The 18,058-nt window shown below is 50.2% G+C and carries 23 protein-coding genes; 15 read left to right on the top strand and 8 right to left on the bottom strand.

Translation table 11 applies throughout. The features are described 5' to 3' along the window. Positions 1-350: hypothetical protein (locus BGL48_RS16460; protein WP_176719630.1), on the top strand; the 350-nt coding region annotated here is incomplete at its 5' end. Positions 351-476: 126 nt separating this feature from the next. Then, the gene (locus tag BGL48_RS03385) at positions 477-797 is read left to right on the top strand and encodes a HigA family addiction module antitoxin (RefSeq protein WP_069361332.1); all 321 of its coding nucleotides are present in this window, start codon (positions 477-479) and stop codon (positions 795-797) included. Positions 798-853: 56 nt separating this feature from the next. Here the strand turns inward: BGL48_RS03385 and BGL48_RS03380 are convergent, their stop codons facing one another. Both BGL48_RS03380 and BGL48_RS03375 read right to left on the bottom strand, forming a co-directional pair. After that, complete coding sequence (locus BGL48_RS03380) at positions 854-1,090, bottom strand: RNA recognition motif domain-containing protein (RefSeq protein ID WP_069361331.1); 237 nt, start codon at positions 1,088-1,090, stop codon at positions 854-856. 108 nt (positions 1,091-1,198) lie between these two features. Then, positions 1,199-1,642 (bottom strand): MarR family winged helix-turn-helix transcriptional regulator, encoded by a 444-nt coding sequence (locus tag BGL48_RS03375; protein ID WP_069361330.1) that lies wholly within the window; start codon positions 1,640-1,642, stop codon positions 1,199-1,201. Between the two features lie 176 nt (positions 1,643-1,818). On the opposite strand from BGL48_RS03375, the gene BGL48_RS03370 reads away from it, so the two are divergent. The 4 genes from BGL48_RS03370 (at position 1,819) to lhgO (ending at position 5,052) form a co-directional block, all read left to right on the top strand. After that, positions 1,819-2,247, top strand: a complete 429-nt coding sequence (locus tag BGL48_RS03370; protein WP_069361329.1) for an organic hydroperoxide resistance protein — start codon at positions 1,819-1,821, stop codon at positions 2,245-2,247. A gap of 176 nt (positions 2,248-2,423) precedes the next feature. Further along, positions 2,424-2,948, top strand: a complete 525-nt coding sequence (locus BGL48_RS03365; protein ID WP_069361328.1) for a GNAT family N-acetyltransferase — start codon at positions 2,424-2,426, stop codon at positions 2,946-2,948. 92 nt (positions 2,949-3,040) lie between these two features. Continuing rightward, complete coding sequence (locus BGL48_RS03360) at positions 3,041-3,763, top strand: hypothetical protein (RefSeq protein ID WP_046073346.1); 723 nt, start codon at positions 3,041-3,043, stop codon at positions 3,761-3,763. 53 nt (positions 3,764-3,816) lie between these two features. Next, entirely contained in the window at positions 3,817-5,052 is a 1,236-nt protein-coding gene (gene lhgO, locus BGL48_RS03355; RefSeq protein WP_069361327.1) for an L-2-hydroxyglutarate oxidase, read from the top strand. Between the two features lie 59 nt (positions 5,053-5,111). Here lhgO and BGL48_RS03350 read toward each other — a convergent pair whose 3' ends face one another. Continuing rightward, positions 5,112-5,756 (bottom strand): NAD(P)-dependent oxidoreductase, encoded by a 645-nt coding sequence (locus BGL48_RS03350; protein ID WP_069361326.1) that lies wholly within the window; start codon positions 5,754-5,756, stop codon positions 5,112-5,114. A gap of 210 nt (positions 5,757-5,966) precedes the next feature. Between BGL48_RS03350 and BGL48_RS03345 the strand changes: the two genes are divergently transcribed. The 8 genes from BGL48_RS03345 to BGL48_RS03310 all read left to right on the top strand — a co-directional run bounded on the left by BGL48_RS03345 (position 5,967) and on the right by BGL48_RS03310 (position 10,371). Continuing rightward, positions 5,967-6,554 carry a GNAT family N-acetyltransferase gene (locus BGL48_RS03345; RefSeq protein WP_069361325.1) on the top strand — a complete coding sequence of 196 codons (588 nt, stop codon included), beginning with the start codon at positions 5,967-5,969 and terminating at the stop codon, positions 6,552-6,554. Positions 6,555-6,573: 19 nt separating this feature from the next. Beyond that, positions 6,574-7,110, top strand: coding sequence for a GNAT family N-acetyltransferase (locus BGL48_RS03340; RefSeq protein WP_069361324.1), 537 nt, complete (start codon positions 6,574-6,576; stop codon positions 7,108-7,110). Further along, positions 7,110-7,658: a hypothetical protein gene (locus tag BGL48_RS16455; protein ID WP_069361347.1), complete on the top strand. Its 549-nt coding sequence runs from the start codon at positions 7,110-7,112 to the stop codon at positions 7,656-7,658. The genes BGL48_RS03340 and BGL48_RS16455 overlap by 1 nt, the downstream gene beginning before the upstream one ends. Before the next feature lie 134 nt (positions 7,659-7,792). After that, complete coding sequence (locus tag BGL48_RS03330; protein ID WP_069361323.1) at positions 7,793-8,314, top strand: GNAT family N-acetyltransferase; 522 nt, start codon at positions 7,793-7,795, stop codon at positions 8,312-8,314. Continuing rightward, positions 8,307-8,882: a GNAT family N-acetyltransferase gene (locus BGL48_RS03325; RefSeq protein WP_255377306.1), complete on the top strand. Its 576-nt coding sequence runs from the start codon at positions 8,307-8,309 to the stop codon at positions 8,880-8,882. Before BGL48_RS03330 ends, BGL48_RS03325 begins: the two co-directional genes overlap by 8 nt. Beyond that, positions 8,882-9,346, top strand: a complete 465-nt coding sequence (locus BGL48_RS03320) for an NUDIX hydrolase (RefSeq protein ID WP_069361322.1) — start codon at positions 8,882-8,884, stop codon at positions 9,344-9,346. The genes BGL48_RS03325 and BGL48_RS03320 overlap by 1 nt, the downstream gene beginning before the upstream one ends. Positions 9,347-9,533: 187 nt before the next feature. Continuing rightward, positions 9,534-9,749: a VF530 family DNA-binding protein gene (locus BGL48_RS03315; protein WP_069361321.1), complete on the top strand. Its 216-nt coding sequence runs from the start codon at positions 9,534-9,536 to the stop codon at positions 9,747-9,749. 148 nt (positions 9,750-9,897) lie between these two features. Beyond that, positions 9,898-10,371 carry a 2TM domain-containing protein gene (locus BGL48_RS03310; RefSeq protein ID WP_069361320.1) on the top strand — a complete coding sequence of 158 codons (474 nt, stop codon included), beginning with the start codon at positions 9,898-9,900 and terminating at the stop codon, positions 10,369-10,371. Positions 10,372-10,438: 67 nt separating this feature from the next. Here the strand turns inward: BGL48_RS03310 and BGL48_RS03305 are convergent, their stop codons facing one another. The 4 genes from BGL48_RS03305 to BGL48_RS03290 all read right to left on the bottom strand — a co-directional run bounded on the left by BGL48_RS03305 (position 10,439) and on the right by BGL48_RS03290 (position 15,447). Then, the gene (locus BGL48_RS03305) at positions 10,439-11,137 is read right to left on the bottom strand and encodes a gamma-glutamyl-gamma-aminobutyrate hydrolase family protein (protein WP_069361345.1); all 699 of its coding nucleotides are present in this window, start codon (positions 11,135-11,137) and stop codon (positions 10,439-10,441) included. After that, on the bottom strand, positions 11,113-12,120 hold the full coding sequence (locus BGL48_RS03300; RefSeq protein WP_069361319.1) for an amidoligase family protein: 1,008 nt from the start codon (positions 12,118-12,120) through the stop codon (positions 11,113-11,115). The genes BGL48_RS03305 and BGL48_RS03300 overlap by 25 nt, the downstream gene beginning before the upstream one ends. Positions 12,121-12,257: 137 nt before the next feature. Further along, positions 12,258-14,228, bottom strand: a complete 1,971-nt coding sequence (locus tag BGL48_RS03295) for a hypothetical protein (protein ID WP_069361318.1) — start codon at positions 14,226-14,228, stop codon at positions 12,258-12,260. Beyond that, a complete protein-coding gene (locus tag BGL48_RS03290) occupies positions 14,221-15,447 on the bottom strand; it encodes an ATP-grasp domain-containing protein (RefSeq protein ID WP_069361317.1) in 1,227 nt (408 codons plus the stop codon). The genes BGL48_RS03295 and BGL48_RS03290 overlap by 8 nt, the downstream gene beginning before the upstream one ends. A gap of 325 nt (positions 15,448-15,772) precedes the next feature. On the opposite strand from BGL48_RS03290, the gene BGL48_RS03285 reads away from it, so the two are divergent. Next, a complete protein-coding gene (locus tag BGL48_RS03285) occupies positions 15,773-17,020 on the top strand; it encodes an NAD(P)/FAD-dependent oxidoreductase (protein WP_069361316.1) in 1,248 nt (415 codons plus the stop codon). A gap of 87 nt (positions 17,021-17,107) precedes the next feature. On the opposite strand, the gene BGL48_RS03280 is transcribed toward BGL48_RS03285, so the two are convergent. Beyond that, positions 17,108-18,037, bottom strand: a complete 930-nt coding sequence (locus BGL48_RS03280) for a DMT family transporter (RefSeq protein WP_069361315.1) — start codon at positions 18,035-18,037, stop codon at positions 17,108-17,110. Positions 18,038-18,058: the final 21 nt, after the last annotated feature.

Below are 18,058 nucleotides of genomic sequence, written 5' to 3'. Positions count from 1 at the left end.
TCTTCGTCGTTGAGCGGAGTTTTTGCACGAATAAGGCAAATGGTTTTGAATTTATTAAAGCAAGAGAAGAGTTTCAAAGCCGGGATTCAACGCAAGCGAATGATGTGCGCGATGGACCAAGAGTACCTCGCGACCGTGCTAGGAAGCCTTTCGTGACGCGGATGTTCATGCGTTTTCCGTGCTTCACCAATGCACCTTTGCCGCCTTTGCGATATTTAAACAGTGGCGCATTACAACGTTTGCAGAAAATATCGATGGTTTTGGTGGGGCCTTTTTTATTCGGTTTTGCCATTTTGATTGCCCGAGCGTCACTACATGCCGAAAGCTTGATAGTGACGAGTCGGGCGTAGGCTGTCAATCAGCTATCGTTTGATGACGCTTTACGTTATTAACGTACTACGTTACTACTGCGTTTATGATTCGAACGTTTAAGTGCAAAGATGTCGAAATCGTTGACTATCACTAGGAGGTCGCTCATGCGTACTGTAGAAGCTGTCACACCTGGCGAGTTGCTAAAAGAGGAATTCCTGACTCCCATGGGGATTTCGCAATATCGTTTGGCTAAAGAAATCGGAGTGCCCGCACAGCGTATTGGTCAAATTATTGCTGGTAAACGGGCTATAACGGCTGATACAGACCTGCGTTTATGCCGTTTTTTTGGATTATCGAAGGGCTATTGGCTGCGAGCTCAAGTCGTCTATGATACTGAAATTACTGAACATGAGCTCGAAGACCAGCTGAATAGTATTCGCCCATGGACAGAAGTCTCGACCATAAATAAAAGCCAGCACGTATGATCGTGTTGGCTATCGTTCCCGCCTCATAGCCAACGTAAGAGCAAAGGGCTTTTTGCTTAGTTCGCGATTTTCACGCGGATTTTGCTTTTTGCAACGCTGGAGAGGTTTAAAGCGGCCATTGCAGCGTTGGCCTGGGCATCGTCAGGCATGGTCACAAAAGCAAAACCTTTGGATTCGCCAGTCTCTTGGTCTAGTACCAGATTACATTCGGTGACATCACCATACTCAGAAAATAGCTGACGGAGTTGGTGTTCGGTGGTGGTGCGTGCAAGGTTGCGAGCTAATAGTTTCATTGTTGTCCGTTCATATCGAGGTAACAACGCCGATTGTGTCAGTAAAGGGTGCCACGACCAAGTAATAGTTTGGCTTTCTTATCGATAAGCAACCATTCAAGCCGACGTTTATGCGTCACTCTCTCCCAAGTCATGATTGATCTTATCCAGTAGCTCGATGAGTTGCTGGGCTTGCTGGTCATCAATGCTGGGAAACTTGCAGCGGATTTTCTCCGGAATAGCAGCGGCTTGGTGCTGCAGCTCAATGCCTTTGCCCGTCAATGTTACCCACCGCTTTCGTTTATCGTCTTCGTCTTTGACGATGGTGAGCAAGCCTTTATCGCTCATCTTTTTCAAAATCTGCGTCATCGCGCCACCATCAATGCCGGTTTTCTCAACCAGATTTGCGATCGCGAGTCGGTTAGTTTCCCACAGCGCCATCATCACTACATATTGCGGATAGGTGAGATCAAGCTCGGTCAGCCAGGTTCGGTAGGCGCGCGAAATACCGTTGGAGGCCTTGTATAAGCGGTGACAGATTTGGCTATTGAGCTTCAATTGGGGATAGGTCATGGCTTGTCATTATCAGTGTGTCTGGTTTGTATTTTATTTTGTGCGCAAAGTATTTGCAATGTTGCGTGATGTGATTTAATGTTTTGCATGCAAAATAAATAACACAAGACGTCTTCACCGGGTTTGCTCAGTGCGATAGAGCAAGCCGCAAGTGGACTGGAACACAGGAGAGTGAAATGAAAGAGCTACAAAGTGTTGCCTATACAGCAAAAGCCACCGCTACTGGAGGCCGCGAAGGGTCTGCAAAATCCGATGATGGACGTTTAGATGTGGCGCTTTCCACGCCTAAAGGTTTGGGTGGAAACGATGGCGAAGGCACTAACCCTGAGCAGCTTTTTGCTGCCGGCTATGCGGCGTGTTTTATTGGTGCGCTGCGTTTGGTGGCCGGTAAAGCAGGCGTGACCTTGCCGGAAGACACTCACATTAACTCAGAAGTGTCGATTGGCCCTATTGATGGTGGTTTTGGTATTGCCGTGAAGCTGGCAGTGTCTGTTGGCGATCTGGATAAAGAGACCGCGCAGTCATTGGTCGAGCAAGCGCACCAGGTCTGCCCGTATTCCAATGCGACACGTGGCAATATTAAGGTCGAGCTGTCAGTGATTTAACATCGCTAGCACGCTATGATAGGGAGCGCTGTCAATCAGGGCTCCCTTTTTTATGTCCGCTCTTTAAGGGAGCAGCGCGTTGTTGGGTGCTCCCTGACTAGAAGTGCTCAGCATTGACCACTAAAACTAGCGCACAGCCCTATACCAAACCAATAACAAGGATGATGAGAACTGGTATGTCAGAAACCACCACTAGTCAGCTCACCAAGATAAGCGTCGTTCCACTGACTGATGAGGACATCGACGATGTTCGCCAGGTATCGTTACCTGACCAACAAGTAAAGTTTGCGGGGACCGCTGACGAATTTCTTGCTGAGACCTGCGAGACTATTCACCGCCATGTGATCAAGCGAGCGGGCAAGACGGTAGGCTTTTTTAAACTCGATACTGACTATGCGTCTCAGTATGACTTTTGCCCGCCAAAGGCGTTGGGTCTGCGCATGTTTGTAGTGGATGCGCGGTATCAAGGGCAAGGTCTAGGCACCGGTGCGGTTAAAGCCTTGCTTGAGTATTTGCCCGTTGCTTATCGTGATTTCAATTGGGTGTATCTAACGGTGAACTGTCAAAACCCGGCCGCTAAAGCCTGTTACCAAAAAGGCGGCTTTACTGATACAGGCGAGCTGTACTGGGGCGGCGCGGCAGGGCCTCAGCATATTATGTATGCTGCGATTGACGCCGATAATAAGGGCAAAGCGCAATGAGAAAGGGCAGAACCACAACGTTTGGTCATACGCGACAATGGCTTAGGGCAGGCTTAGACTTGCACACGATGTGCCAACAGACAGCTCGAATCATGAGTGTGTTGTTTGTCGGGGGGCTATCAACGGGGGCTTATGCGCAAGGGTTGGATTTTCGTGTTGAAACCGGCGGAGTGACGTTTAGCAAAAATGATGTCAGCATCCCCGGAGATACTGGCACTCGCTTTGATATGACCGATTTAACCGGCCGATCCGCAACGCCTTACTTGCGTTTGTATGGCACGTATCAGTTCAATCCCCAGCACGCGGTGCGCCTAACCTTTGCGCCTCTATCTGTCGATGGTCGTGGCACGCTGTCAAAAAGCATCCAGTTTCAGGATCAGCGCTTTGCCGATGGGCAAGCGATTGACGCGGATTATCAATTCAATACCTATCGTGCGACATACCGCTGGACGTTTTACGATCATGGCCCTTGGCAGTGGGGCGTTGGTGCCGCCGCCTTGGTGAGAGATGCTGAAATCACTCTCGCGCAAGGTGAAACAAAAGCAACGAAATCCAACGTTGGTGTAGTGCCCTTGCTTCATGGCTATGGGCAATATCGCCTGTCCGATCGCGCGGCGTTGATCTTGGATGTGGAAGGCGCGTGGTCACCCATGGGACGTGCGGTTGATGCGGCGCTGATGTTGGAGTATCACCTTGGTGATGGCTGGTATGGCGCTCTGGGATATCGCACCCTAGAAGGTGGGGCGGACAACGATGAAGTCTATAACTTTTCTTGGCTCCACTATGGCCTAGCCAGCCTCCGGTACCGGTTTTAGTGGGCGCAATTATCAGTTGCAACAATCTCAGCTGCCAGTCTCATGAGGCGTGTATGAAATCTGTTTATGATTATGTAGTTGTCGGTGGTGGTATTGTTGGCGCGTCCACGGCTTGGCAGTTAAAACAGCGTTACCCTGACTGCTCTGTGCTGCTGGTGGAAAAAGAGGCGAGCGTTGCCCAGCACCAAACCGGGCATAACAGTGGCGTGATCCACGCGGGTGTCTATTATCCACCAGGCAGTTTAAAAGCCGATTTCTGTAAACGAGGAGCGGCGCTGACCGTTGAATTTTGTGCCAAGCACGATATTGCAGTCGAAAACTGTGGCAAGCTATTGGTCGCCACCAACGAGCAAGAGATGGCTCGGATGCAGGCGCTCTATGAGCGTTGCTTAACCAATGATATCGACGTGCGCTGGCTGGATGCGGCGGAGCTTCATGCTGAAGAGCCCAATGTTAAAGGCTTAGGTGCCATTGCGGTGCGCGCGACCAGCATTGTTGACTATCGGCGGGTGACTGAGCAAATGGTGTGTGAGTTTGAAGCGCTCGGTGGTATTACCCAGCTTAATACAGAAGTCGTTGGAGCCAGCGAAGCGGCTGAACAAGTCACTCTCCATTGCCAAGCAAGCGGGGAGCCGCTAACGATTCATTGTCAGTTTGTGGTGACATGCAGTGGGTTGATGGCAGATAGAATGACCAACATGATGGGGATCCCAACCGCGTTTCAAATTATCCCTTACCGCGGGGAATACTATCAACTTGCGAGCCAGTACCAAGGCTTTGTTAATCACCTTATCTATCCGATTCCCGATCCCGATTTACCTTTTTTAGGCGTTCATCTCACGCGGATGATAGACGGCTCTATTACGGTGGGACCTAACGCTGTGCAAGGCTGGAAGCGTGAAGGCTATGGCAAGGTGAATGTCAGTCTAAAAGACACCTGGCAAATGTTAACGTTTGCCGGCTTTTGGAAAGTCACCATCAATAACTTAAAAACTGGCTTGGTCGAGCTGAAAAATTCCTGGTGGAAGCCGGGCTACCTCAAACAAGTAAATAAATACTGCCCGACAATCAAAGCTAAGGATTTAAAGCCTTATCCAGCGGGGATCCGTGCTCAAGCCGTGCTAAATGACGGTACCTTGGTACACGACTTTTTGTTTGCCGAGAGTGCGCGGAGTTTACACGTGTGTAATGCGCCATCGCCAGCAGCGACCTCTGCGATGCCGATTGGTGAATACATTTGTGACAAGGTGACGCAAAAACAACACTGGCTCAGCGATGATGCTGATTAGCGCTACATATCGGCAAATGAAAGCCAGCGCCTATACTCGGCCGCTGGCTTTTGCTTTGATTACTGATAACCGACTGTAAATGCTTGCTGCAGATGCTTAGGGGTTTCGGCTTCATCAAGCATGGCGACCGCGAAGTCTTCCATTGAAATGCGAGATTGTCCGTCACTATCTGTCACCAAGGTGTCTGTCCCCAATGTGTACTGACCGGTGCGAGTACCAGGTGCGATCATGGCGGCAGGTGAGAGGTAGCTCCAAATCACACCTTGGCTGGCGAGGCACTGCTCATATTGCACTTGGCACGCGCGTGCAATCTCAACCGCAGAGTCGGGAAGAAAGCCCTCTGCGTTTAACACGGTTTCACCGTCAGTGCCTGGAATCATCAGTCGAGCGGCACCGCCGACAATCAGAACGCGCATTTGATGATGGGCTGCGCCTTGGACGACGGCTTGGGTTAACACCGGTAATTGTGCTTCTTCGCCTGTCGGTGGGCGTAACGCCGTAATGGCAAGATCATGACCAGCCATTACCGACGCCACCTTATCCGCATCGTTCAAATTGACGGCGACAGGCGTTACGGCGTCGGGTAGCTTGCTGAATGCTGCCTCGTTACGTGTCACTGCCGTGACCTTATGGCCGCGTTGCAACGCTTCCGACACAATTCGACTGCCAATATCGCCCGTGGCACCAAATACGATTATATTCATTACTTTAGTCTCCATGTTATGACTCTTGTGTGTCCTTATGCCGCGCAATAGCCAGTAAAAAGGGTGGCTGTCATACGCTTGTGGTTAAACCATGCTTAACTGATTAAGTTATGATTAATTATTTATCTTGATGTAAAGATAGTTATTAAAAATCTTTACGTCAAGATAAATGTGTGGGTGTTTTTTATTGAAGAAGACTGAGGGGAGCCAATGGAGATAGCGATCCAGCAAGGATGGCCGCTTGAGCAAGCACAAAACGTCGCTGAGTTATATGAGCAGGCGTTTGGGATGAAGTTCGCACGGGCAATCCCTAATCAGGCAGCGCGCGTGGCGATACTATCCCGATGTTTCGTCCCAGACTTTTCGTTTGCTGCTATGCAAAACGGCAAGGTGGTGGGGTTGGCCGGGTTTCAAACCCAAGCTGGCGCGTTGACACAGGGTATGGGTGCCAAACCGTTAATCGATAGTTTGGGGCCCATTAAAGGCATTTGGGCCTGTGCAGTATTGGCCCTGTTTGAGCGTAAAGCGGCGCACAATGAATTGGTGATGGATGGCATTGCTGTTGATAGCGCAGTGCGCGGGCAGGGGATTGGCTCCCAATTGTTGGTTGCCATTATGGATTATGCCCAAGCGCATGGCTTTGAAAGCGTTCGATTAGATGTCATTGATAGCAACCCCAGAGCCCGTAAGCTTTATCAAGCCAAGGGCTTCGTCGCCACTAAAGAAGAGGGCTTTCCACTCCTAAAATGGCTAGTCGGCTTTTCAGGCGCCACCACCATGGTCAAGGCGCTGAGCTAAAACAACAAGAGAGACAAGGATGTTTATGATTGAAACACGTCGACTAGTGCTGCGTGACATGCAGCCAAGCGATGAAGAGGCGTTTGTTCACTTAACGCAACACCAGAAGTACCAGCGTTTTTATAGCGAAACGGACTGCCAGCCAGAGACATACCGAGACTTACACGCGCGCTTTATCGAACAAGCCAACACAAATCCACGCGTGGCTTATCAGTTAGCGGTTATCTGCAAGCAATCAGAAAAATGTATAGGCACCGTCGGTTTAAGGCTTGAGGACAACCATCAAGCTTCCATCGGATGCGGCCTAGCTGTAGAGGCGCAAGGCGCGGGGCTAATGAGAGAGGCTGCTGTCGCGCTGGCCGACTTTGGTTTTGAGTCTCTGGGTGTGCATCGGTTATACGCTGAGACCATTTACGATAATCTTGCCGCAACCAAGCTTTGTCGTTCACTTGGCATGCGACAAGAGGCCCATTTTCATCAGCATCGTTTCTTTAAAGAAAGGTGGTGGGATACGGTGGTTTACGCCATATTACGACACGAATGGGAGCAAGGATGATGAGAAAAGCACTGCTTGGGGCACTGATGGTGACACTGCAAGCGTGTACCAGTGCGCCCGTTGATAATGAAACGACCGACGCTGCAGAATGTGTCGGTAGTTCGGCGTTGCCAAGCGCATGGGCAGACAAGTTTGTCGCTGTGGACGATCCAGCGTTACTGGCGTCGTCGTTGGGTCAGCCATTGGAAGGGAAGCTTTGCCAAGGCAAGGTATATCAGGCGACTGAAGGGGTGACAGTATATCGCGCGTGGAATAGCACCAACCCGCATAGTCAGTTTGGTCACTGGTGGGCGTTATCACAACCGTCTGGCTTGGTGGCAGATTATCGCCAAGATTATGAGATTTGTTATCAATGGTCGCCGCTCGATAAATTGGTACAGTGCACCTTGCAACCGGGCGCCAAGATTGTGGTGGGTAATGGTCAAAGTGCGAAATGTTCCGAGTATTTAACCTATCCAACCTCAAGTGCCCAACAAGTTTATCTGCAAGAGGCGGAGCAAGCGGTTCAACATTGTCAAACGTTTGATGCGGTGATGCGTTGGCAGTGATGCGCGGCAATCAATAACTCAATCACATCTAGGTGGCGAGCGCTAAGGCGGTGGGATGACAGGCGGTCAATAAGTGTTTATTTTTCAATATCAATGAGATAGCCTTATTCTATGACAGGAATTGGAACAAGTACATGGAATTAGTCGTCCCCGCACTCGATCACCAAGCAGCCTTTACGCGCTTTTATGATGATTTTGCTCAGTTTGACCCCGAGAATGCCGATTATTATTGGCCGGGGAAAGACGATTTCCCCACTTACGTGACTCGGTTAACGGATGAGTCATTGGGTAAAAACCTTCGTAAAGGTTATGTGCCGTGTAGTCATTTTTGGCTGCTTGATGCTGAGCAACAAATCATTGGCGCGATTTGGATCCGCCATCACATTAATACGCCATTTCTATCTCAAGAAGCCGGACACATTGGTTACGATATTGCGCCGTCATACCGTGGACGCGGATGCGGCAAGCAAATGTTAGCCTTAGCACTGCCCAAGGCGAGAGAGCTAGGGATCACTCGCGCTCTAATTACCGCGAATGAAGACAATATGGCATCGCGCAAAGTAATTGAAGCTAATGGCGGCACGTTGGAAAACATCGTCAATGGTGAAGTGTTCAATGAATCATTGGCGCGGTACTGGGTGGACATTAATGGATGATTCCCCGCGCGTGGACCAACTGGACAGTGACCGTCTGTTGCTGGTGGCGCCTAATATGGCCCATCAGCCTTTCATTTTAGAAGCCGTGTTGGAAAGCCAGCACACCCTTGCTCCTTTTATGGATTGGCTTCCGCACGCGTTGACCGAATCGAGCTCGATTGAAAACACCCAACAAGCGATTGACGACTTCGACATGTTTATTAATGAGCTACGCTACTCGATTTTTGAAAAATCGACGGGGCAACTGGTGGGTGTGATCAGTCTAATGATCCGTAATATCGCGATTCCTTATTTTGAAATAGGCTATTGGCTGCGGAGCTCCAAAGAAGGCCTTGGCTATATGAGTGAAGCGGTGCGAACGCTAGAGCAGTACGCGTTTAATGACCTTAATGCCAAGCGTGTCGAAATCAAAACCGCCTACGAAAACACCCGCAGCCGCGCGGTAGCCGAGCGTTGTGGGTATCATCAAGAAGCGATGCTTACCAACGACCGTATCCTGCCGAGCGGTGCGATTTCTAGCACTGTGGTGTACGCCAAAGTGGCGGCATTTGAAACAGAGGAGAAATAATGATCCCTGTGAATACTTCCGTGGTCTCGGGCGTAGCGCTCTCTCGTATTGACGGGGAGACAAAAATGCTACTGATGAAGCGAGTGAAAGGTGGCTTCTGGTGCCATGTTGCGGGCTCGATTGAAGTGGGCGAGACCGGAGTTGACGCCATCGTCCGGGAGTTTAGCGAAGAAACCCAAATTGCGGTGGCTGAGTTGTATAACGCGCAATTTTTGGAGCAATTTTATGAGGCGTCGGTGAATGTGATCGAGCTTATCCCTGTATTTGTGGTGATGTGTGGTGATAACCAAGCCATCACGCTTAATGAGGAACACACCGATTATCGCTGGTGCTCACTTGATGAGGCAAAAGCCTTGGCGCCGTATCCAAATCAGCATGCCGTCTATGACCATGTATGGGCTTACTTTGTTGATCAGCCCGTTAACCCGTTATATCACGTCAACTTACCTAACCATAAGGAATGAACTATTAGCATGGAACGCTTTTTTACTCAAGATGACATCATATTGCACGGTGACTCGGTTTTCTTGATACCAGCTAAACCTTGATTATAAGCTGGCGCGCTACCGTGGTTAAATTCGCGTTTTGCAATATCGTCACGTAGAGTAGCGCTTTTATTGACGAGCGCGTGCTCGAGTTGCTGAGAACTCTATGGATACACAACCTAATAACCCGCTGCACGGGTTAACCCTACAAGCCATTTTGACCCGTTTGGTTGAACACTATGGTTGGTCAGGCCTCTACCAACATATCAATGTGAACTGTTTTTCTAACGATCCTTCGATCAAATCATCATTGAAATTTTTGCGTAGAACGCAGTGGGCGCGAGATAAGGTCGAAGCCTTGTATATTGATACCTTTTGTTAAGGGTGAAATACGTGGATTGTTCGCCGGGCGGGATGTCTTTGTAAATGTTTGATTTTAAATAACTGTCGTTAAGGTGTCGGGGCGCTGTCGTGGTAATGTCGCCCCCATTTTGCATAGTGTCGATAGGGAAGAGCACAAAGGAGCAAGGATGAACGTGAAAGCACTCAGAGTTCAAAAAGGGTGGTCGCAAGACCAATTAGCACAATTTAGTGGGCTCAGTGTTCGGACGATTCAACGTATCGAACGCGGCCACAAACCCGGATTAGAGTCGCTGAAATCGTTGGCTGCTGTGTTTGATATCGACATTAGTGATTTGCAAAAGGAGACAGACATGCAGGCAGATACTTCAATGAGTCCAGAGGAAAGAGCGATTACCAAGCGCGTCCGCGCCCTCGGCGGGTTTTATTCTCATTTGACGCGCTATGTGGTCGTGCTAGCGATTTTGTTTATTATCAACTGGTTAACCACTCCAGACTATTACTGGGCTTGGTGGGTCGCATTGGGATGGGGGATTGCCGTGGTCAGCCACGGTGTCAGTGCTCTGGGCATTGTCGATCTCTTTGGTGATAAGTGGGAAAAACGTCAGATAGAGAAGCGACTGAACGCGCGGTCAAAGCGTTAACCTCTGCCCGATAACGCCGAGCGAATGTGCCTCGGCGTTTTTGTTTCTCACCAACTAACAGACATGTTTACTGAGAGGCCGCTTGTCGCTGCTGGAAGCGCGTTGCATGCTCGACTAAGCCCTTAAACAACGCACGCTGACAGCCAAGATAAAGCAAGAACTCTGGATGCCACTGAACCCCCAGTGTATAGGGGCGGTTGGGTGATTCAATGGCTTGTACAATACCATCTAAATCACGTGCGCTTACCGTTAAATCCTCGCCTAACGCGTTAATTGCTTGGTTGTGCAGGCTGTTTATTTTGCGTCTGCCTTGCCCCAACCGTTGCTGGATATGGCCGTTGACTTCACGCGATATACACAAGGTTTTCATCGGGAACACTGTCCAGCGATGAGAGGTTTTTTTGCGTTGTTCGCGCAAGCTTTGGTGCAAGGTGCCACCTAAACAAATGTTGAGAAGTTGCGCGCCACGGCAAATCCCCAGCAAGGGCTTTTGGCTTGCCAGCGCGCTTTTGATAACTGCGCTCTCTAGGGCATCGCGTTCAGAATCGTAGTTGGGTTTCACTTCGGGCTCGGCGGCGTACAGCACAGGCTCGACATCGTGCCCGCCAGTAATCACTACGCCATGATAGGCGTCTGGATCCAGCGCGGTACCGGGGTGTAGTTGTAACGGTTTGCCACCATAGAGTTTGACTGCCGCGGCAACGAAAAAACGTGGCAGCCGTGCGCCTTTGCTCGGGCCGGTTATTGCGATGACGGGTTTATCCATACATTGTGCACCTTTTCCGCCCAGTTATTAACGATACGTGCCAATGGGTCATTGATATACCCCAAATAGGCCTTGCAACACGCCTTGAGTCGCGCAGGGTCGGCGGCGAGTTTTTCCACTTCCACCCAATCGTTCCATGCTTCGTGAATGCCCCAATCAGTCCGACTGACTTTGCTGTCCGGCAACCGATAATGAAATGTGGGCCGCGCCTGTGTGAGCCCATCATTGATGACTTTATTCACTTTCTCGGCATCAAGGTGAGTGAATAAGGGCAACATGTCTAATGCACGGTTTCGTGTGGGATTGTCGGCAAGGTAGTCATCGATCAAGGTATTCAGATCCGGCCAGTAATCATCAGCCAGTACGCGCTCGACATACGCTTTCGGGAAAGGGTCGACATAGTTGGTCAAGCGCCGCGAGAGATCAATATCGGCGCGTTTTAAAAGCCAGTCATACAAACATAAAAATGCTTTTAAGTGCGCACAAATCGTCTTAGCGGTTAAATCAGGCAGCTCTGGATTGAGCTGCATGCCAAACGCATAAACCGGGCTGTCTTCGGTCCCTTCGGCGCCTTGCTGGCGTAGATGCGCAATGAGTTGGTCTACCTCTTGTAGGCGGTCAAGAGGGAGAGGCGGGCCGACGATTTCTACGGGAACAAAGGCTTTTGCCGCCCATGCCAATAAGTCTTCAGCCGATTGATCCAGTCGATTGGTGACTGTGTTTTCGCTACGATCGCTTTGCCCTAACCGTTTGAGCTTGGCATAGTCGAGCTCGATGACCCAATCCCCGGCTTTGTCCCCGTTTAAGCGGCGGTCATATCGACCACCACGTTTAACGCTCAGAGAGAAAAAATCAGCCACTAGTTGGGTGATGGTATCCAGCTCTAGGCCACTGAGCTCTATCTCAACGCCTACGCGGCGCGTATTTCCCTCAGCGTTGGTGATCTGAGGCGGTGTTTTCAGTGGTGAATGTGGCGCATCCATGGTTTTTTAGCCTCATTTTTTATCGATTATAGGGAATAGGTGGGGATAAACCTGTAACACTTAAAGGCCTAAGAGGATAAATAATCAACACCTGTTCAGGAACGCTGAGGACACGGAACAGGTTGATGCTTAGTCATTCATAACGGCATTTGGGCTTTATCTATTCGATCTTTGGCCCAACTCTCAACTGCCATACGCTTGATTTCATTGAGAGCGTCGCTGGGCAGTGGGCGCTTTATACCGACCTGAATTGTGTCATCATGGTACAAATATAGTCGAGATAAAAACTGCTCAAAGGGTAGAGAAGCTTCCCCGTATTGCTCTCCTCTCCCTTGCGTTGATACCACCACGTTGTGTCCCCAGTCCTGGCCGCTATCATTATTGGGATTGTAGAAATATACCCGCATCACGCTGTCTTGATCGAGAGCGATACGTATCAAGGTAATGGCATGCCAACCGACAAATTGCCCCTGGCTGCTGGTGACCGCAATACCGACCGGCTGGGGATGTATAACAGGAATATTTCCATTATATAGTGGATGATAACTGCGGTAGAAGCGTTCAATAAAGCTGTCGAAATCTTTGAGCTGTCCGGTTTTAACGTCAACGGCAATCATGAACTCTCGTCCCACGTACCAACCATGAAACTCGGGATTGATCCATTCATGCGGGTCTTGCTCACGGTTAACACAAAGGCGACCCATTTCAATATAAAGTTTGTCTAAATGAGGGACGAGGACAACGGAAACGGGATCGGTGTCGAAAGGGAGTGCGGTACTAAGGCCTTGAAGCAGCGTGTGAGAGTCTAGCGACTGTCCTTCAAAATGCATGCGTAGGCTCTGATTACACGCCACTTGCACAATACAGTTAAGGAGGTAGTCAGGGTCGTTATACGCCCACATGGATATCGCACGTGCCGATTGGCAAGTCGGGTTGTTACCTTGGGCTACACCCAGCGGTTGGCCAAGCACTGACATAACACCGGCTAACAGATGAACGCGCGCAGGGAGCAGCTCACCAAACGCGAGGGTGAGTGTATTGGCGACGTCTGGGTGGAGGTTGAGATGAATCTGACGCCACAAACTAGGAGCGACGGGCGCATCGAACAGTACCCCCCGTTCAAGCATCATGGCCAAACCATATACGGCTTGGGCGGTTTGCGGATAAATGGCTTCTTGGATCAGTGTATGCACCAGTTGACGATAGGTTACTAGGCAGTCTAAGCCAGTATTACTTAAACCCAGCGCGGTAGGGAGTATGTCGTTGCCGTCATTGTCCAACAACCACCGTAAAAACATAGCGTGGTAATCAGACGCTAACCCGACATCATGCATCGCACGCGCAAACCCCAGCGCCTCTTGTTGTAAAGCATTACTGTCCATTGCATTGAGACGTTCACAGTACGCATCTAACCCCGGATCGTCATAGCAACCTTGGGTTGGCCCGTATAACGCACTCACTAGGCGATCGATGCCGAGTTTGGCTTCACCAAGGTTAATCTGCTCCTGCGACACCAAGATAGAGATTTGATTGATCATCGCCTTAATCGGGTTGACCTGAATGGGGCGCTGCGCGAGTACACGCCAGACTTCATCAACTAGCTCACTAAGAATGGTTTCATAGCCCAAGTGGCTGAGAATAAAACGATATAAAGTACTAATAGCGGGGGCTGTTGCACCGAGTCGAATACGGCTCGATTCATCGGTAAGACCCATCACCAGCGATAAATTGAGGCTTAATACCTTGGCAAGAAATTGGTGCGCTTCTTGGTGGGAAAAAAGCGGGGAAGAGAGCTTCCCCTCGACGATAGCCAGCATCCTTAGCTGGCTGAGACAATCTAGCACCACGGTGGCTTTGTCGGCATGCGCGAGCGTGTCCGGCACCAGGTTCGGTACGAGGTACTCAGGCTGGCCCCAATCTGTGCCCTCAAAAAGTCCTGCTTCGGTGAGGGTCACAATGCGAGAGTACAGCTGGTTAATGTCATCATCCTGCGCCAATACACGGCCGCAAATATCAATCACGTGAAATTGGTGGCGCGCTTTGGCGATGGAACTCACTTGACCAAGTTGTTCAACCGCATGATCAAGCTTATTGAGTAAGCTAGACATAGAAATCAAGATCTTCCTGTGCTTTTAATAAGTCACGCATAACGTGTGGGTCTTCACCATAAAAGTGTAGCAAGCCCCAGTGTGTACCAAATGCACTGCGTTTAGGCACTTTCCCTTCCATAGGCGACTGTAGCTCATGAAACTCAAAGTATTCGTGACTCTCGGTCTCTTCAGGTATGGCCAGCTGGCTTACCACTCGGCGTCTTGGATATACCCCAAAGGTCCCCGCGACGCCTTTAGCATCTTTGATAGGCGTTGGGAAGAAGGCTTCTAACTCTTCGTCAGTCGTGTGTGGATCGAAGGCGACGACCATGCCTTGATAGCAGTTAAAGTCATAAACACGTTCAATAATTTCAAAGCCTTGGAAACCGGGTGGGCGGTAAGCCACTTCACCAAAGTACATTTGCCCATCGTTGGTCACAAAGTATTCAGGGTGGATAAAGCCAAAATCAATATCAAACGCTTCGATCAGCTTCTCGATTTCCTGAGTCACTTTTTCGCGATATTTTTCTAACTCGGGAGAGGCAGGAACAAATACCGAGTAGCCGAGGGTGACGTATTCGGAGATGTTCAAAAACTGGATTTTGCGGTTTTTAATAAATGCTTCGACGGCGAATTCCCAACCATCAAGGTGACTTTCCATCAATAGTGGAAACTCTTCATCGGAGACACGATCGAGATCATCAGGCTCACGCACCATCCAATGGCCTTCGCAGCCCGCTTTGTCAAAGGCTTTGAGATGGATTGGATCGTTGGGGTCGCCATCAAGTTTTAGCAATGCTTGGTTAACTCGGCGCAGAAAACGCACCACGTCGGATTTATCTTGCGCTTCTTCGAAGATCCCAACCCGAATACCGCCGATTTGTGCACGACGCTTCATCAAGGATTTATCACGGAAGAGGAGTGACTGTCCCATCAGTTTAGGGTTTTTAAGCAGCACGGCGTTAATGGCGCCGGCCCACTCTACGGTTTCCTCGAACAGTGGAATGGCGACATCGACACCCATTTCTTGCAAGGTGGTGGCAATTTCAAATGAGCGATCATTGAGGCGCTCAAAATCCCAAGGAAGGTAGGGGATATCATGCTCTTTGGCGTACTCTTCTGCCCATGTCGGGGCAACAACGACATATTTACGATCGAAACGGCTAATCGCATCAATTGCATTGAGGCTCCATCCCAAGATGGCGACGAAGCCTTTGTTTGGATCATAGTCAGCCATATTGCTTCCTTTAACGTCGAATGTGCCTCATCACTCTCACACAGCTAGGTGTAAATAGTAACCACTTGGTCCTGTTTCTCTGCTGGAAGTGTGCGCTAGCTAGCTGGAATCGGTAACAACGATGAATTGTTTCATTGACAAAGACTTACTTGCATCAGCCGGCCTGATAAGAGTGGGGAATGGGCGAAAAAGTGTGAGATTGATTGTTAAATACCTCTACCCGCATTGGTTAAAAGCTTGTAACTTATGAGCAAAAAGTAAACTACGGCATAATGACAAGCACAGGGCAATAAAACATTATTTCAAGCTATTCAGGGAGTGAAGCATGACAAAACGGGTGGTGGTATTAGGTGCAGGCATGGTGGGCGTGTCTGTAGCGTGGCACCTTTTAAAGCGCGGGTACGAGGTCACCGTCATTGATAGGGTTGCGCCAGGGCAAGAGACCTCATTTGGCAATGCTGGGATTATTCAGCGCGAGGCGGTGAGACCTTATGCCTTTCCCCGCGATCTTGCCACCTTGTTGCGCGTGTTACCCAATCGTTCGGTCGATATTCGCTACCGTCCCACCAGTGTGATCCGCGCTGCGCATCCACTGTTGCAATACTGGCACTACTCCAGTGAGAGTAAATATAAAAAACTGGTGCCAGAGTACGCAGCGTTAATTATGCAATCTTTAAAGACTCACGAGGAGATGATTACGTCTGCTCAAGCAGGGTCATTGATCCGCAAAGAGGGTTACCTAAAATTATTCCGCACCCAAAAAGCTTTAGACGAAGAGTGTACGCGAGCTGCGTCAGATAAGGCGCTTTACGGCGTGGAATACCAGGTGCTGGACGGTGAGCAAGTGGCGCGAATGGAGCCCGGTTTAACCGCTTCGGTTGCAGGTGCGATCCACTGGAAGCAACCATGGACAGTGACCGACCCAGGCGCCTTGGTCAAGGCCTATGTCGACGATGTCATCGCCAAGGGCGGTGAGGTAAAGCTCGCGAGCTTGCAATCATTGCAACAAACTGTCGAACAATGGGTGATTGAAACCGATCAAGAGCGTCTGCAAGCTGATCACGTGGTGATGGCAATGGGTCCTTGGTCTGCGTATTGGCTGAGGCAACAAGGTTTGGAGGTGCCTCTGTTCACCAAGCGTGGCTATCATATGCATTACCAATGCGATGATAAAAAGCCACTTAATCATTGGATCATGGATGCCGAAATCGGGTACTTGCTCGCACCGATGCGCGCAGGCATCCGTTTAACTACGGGCGCAGAGTTAACCGCCTTAGATGCGCCCATGGATGAGAGTCAGCTTCTAGCAGCAGAACAAGAGGCGCGTGCTTTATATCCGATCGGTGAACGTATTGATGGAACGCCATGGAAAGGGGGACGTCCATGCATGCCCGACATGAAGCCGGTGATTGGTGAGGCCCCCGGGCGTAAAGGGCTGTGGCTATCCTTTGGCCACGGACATCAAGGGTTCACGCTAGGCCCAGCCACAGGCAAATTGTTAGGGCAAATGATGGATAGGGAGGCCACGGATGTGGATATGCAACCCTATTGTGTCACCCGATTCGGCGGATAACCCTATGATGAGGCATGAATCGCACGCGATGAAAACGAGTCACCGCGTGCGACGCTTAATGCGCTCAGAGGCATAATAGCGACACCGCTATGCAGAGCGTGCAACGCGCCACTGTCGCGGGTGAGGGAGGCGTGGCAGCAACAGTCCTGCGATCACAATGACAATGCCTACCACCTGAAGCTGGCTCACGGCTTGTCCCATCAAAAACGCGGTGAGTACCGCGAACACAGGCACAAAGTTAAAAAAGAGTGCCGCATTGGCTGAACCTAGATGGCGCACGCCGTTGAGCCAGAGTAAGTAACCGGCGACAGTACCCAGCACACCGATATAAAGGAGTTCAGAGACGGCCAGCGGACTTGCAGCCCAGACTTCGCCAAATGGATGCACGTTTGGTGTCAGTGCACACATGATACCAATCACAGTCGCGCCACTAAGCATGCCCAAAAACGTGTAGGGGATCACCGGCATCCAGCGGCCAATGCCTTGGCTGAAGAAGGTGTACGCACTCCATGCAAACATGCCAGTGAAAATCATCTGATCGCCTTGGTTAAAGTTTAATTGGCTGAGCATCTGCCATTGACCATTGGTAATCACCATAAGCACGCCCGATAAGCTCACCACCAAGCTGAAAACTTGGCCTTTCCGCGGCAATGCGCGAATCGCTATGCAGGCGATAAGTGAAGTCACCAGCGGGCTGAGCGCCATGATTAATGACCCATTGGTCGCTTGGGTGTACTCGAGCCCAGTGAACAAACAGAGGTTAAGACCGCCAATCCCCACGGCGCTGACGGTAGTCGCCCACAGCCACTGCTTGGCGCTGAGTGTGGGAACGCGGGTACGGGTGAGCTTGAGATAAAAGCCTAGACACATTGCGGCGACGGCAAAGCGCCAAAAGACCAAGGTGAGCGCATTCACTTCATTCAGCGCATCTTTACCAATTGGGAAAGTGCTGCCCCAAAAAAAGGCACATAAAATGAGAAGGGCAACGGCTTTCCACAGTGAAGTAGTAGTTGTCATAGCAAGACCTGACTTGTTGAG

Origin of the sequence: Salinivibrio sp. SS3 (assembly GCF_001722105.1) — a bacterium.
In the GTDB taxonomy this organism is placed as follows: Bacteria; Pseudomonadota; Gammaproteobacteria; order Enterobacterales; family Vibrionaceae; genus Salinivibrio; species Salinivibrio kushneri.
The sequence above is the reverse complement of the archived record's forward strand: the minus strand, read 5'-3'. Positions and strand labels throughout refer to the sequence as shown.